The 1699-nt window shown below is 67.3% G+C and carries 1 protein-coding gene; it reads left to right on the plus strand.

Annotation, left to right across the window (positions count from 1 at the left end; genetic code table 11):
- The coding region (locus tag SM757_RS34765) for a VCBS domain-containing protein (protein WP_322468830.1) at nt 1–1699 on the plus strand (1699 nt) is incomplete at both ends.

Raw genomic sequence — 1699 nt, forward strand, 5'->3', positions numbered from 1 at the left:
GACAAGTTCTCCACCACCGTCACCGACACCACCAGCGGCGGCGCCTGGGGCGCGCTGACCATCAACGCCGCCGGCGCCTGGAGCTACTCGGTCGACAACAGCCTGGCTGCGCTGCAGGCGCTTAAGGCAGGCGAGACCCACACCGAGACCTTCTCTGTGACCAGTTTGGACGGTACTGCGACGCAGACCGTCACCATCGTCATCACTGGCGTCAACGATGCCGCCACCATCAACGCCGGCACTGACGGCGTCAACGCCCAGGCCGCGTTGACGGAAGACGCCGACACCGATGCCCTCACGTCGGGCATTCAGCTCGCGCGCACGGGCTCGCTGTCCGTCTCTGATGCCGATGCCGGCCAGGACAAGTTCTCCACCACCGTCACCGACACCACCAGCGGCGGCGCCTGGGGCACGCTGACCATCAACGCCGCCGGCACCTGGAGCTACGCGGTCGACAACAGCCTGGCCGCGCTGCAGGCCCTCAAGCAAGGCGAGACCCACACCGAGACCTTCACCGTTCAAAGCCTGGACGGCACCGCCTCGCAGACCGTCACCGTTGTCATCACCGGCGTCAACGACGCGGCCACCATTGACGCCGGCACCGACGGTGCCGATGCCCAAGCCGCGCTGACTGACGACGCCGACACCGACACCGTCACGCCCGGCATTCAGCTCACGCGCACGGGCTCGCTGTCCGTCTCTGACTCCGACACCGGCCAGAACAAGTTCTCCACCACCGTCTCCGACACCACCAGCGGCGGCGCCTGGGGCGCGCTGACCATCAACGCCGCCGGCACCTGGAGCTACGCGGTCGACAACAGCCTGGCCGCGCTGCAGGCGCTCAAGCAAGGCGAGACCCACACCGAGACCTTCACCGTCCAAAGCCTGGACGGCACTGCGACGCAGACCGTCACCATCGTCATCACCGGCGTCAACGACGCTGCCTCTATCGACGCAGGCACTGACAGCGCCAACGCCCGAGCCGCGCTGACTGAAGATGCCGATACCGACAGCGTTACGCCGGGCATTCAGCTCACGCGCACGGGCTCGTTGGCGATCTCTGACTCCGACGCTGGCCAGAACAAGTTCTCCACCACCGTCACCGACACCACCAGCGGCGGCGCCTGGGGCACGCTGACCATCAAAGCCGCCGGCACCTGGAGCTACACGGTCGACAACAGCCTGGCCGCGCTGCAGGCGCTCAAGCAGGGCGAGACGCACACGGAGACCTTCACCGTTCAAAGCCTGGACGGCACCGCGACGCAGACCGTCACCATCGTCATCACCGGCGTCAACGACGCCGCCACCATCGACGCGGGCACCAACGGCGCCAATGCCCAAGCCGCGCTGACCGAAGACGCTGACACCGACGCCGTCACGCCGGGCATTCAGCTCACACGCACGGGCTCGCTGGCGGTCTCTGACACCGACGCCGGCCAGGACAAGTTCTCCACTACCGTCACCGTCACCGTCACCGACACCACCAGCGGCGGCGCCTGGGGCACGCTGACCATCAACGCCGCTGGCACCTGGAGCTACACGGTCGACAACAGCCTGGCCGCGCTGCAAGCGCTCAAGCAAGGTGAAACGCACACCGAGACCTTCACCGTCCAAAGCCTGGACGGCACTGCGACGCAGACCGTCACCGTCGTCATCACTGGCGTCAACGACGCGGCCACCATCGACGCCGGCACTGACA

Origin of the sequence: Azohydromonas lata, assembly GCF_034427735.1 — a bacterium.
Classification (GTDB): domain Bacteria; phylum Pseudomonadota; class Gammaproteobacteria; order Burkholderiales; family Burkholderiaceae_C; genus Azohydromonas; species Azohydromonas lata.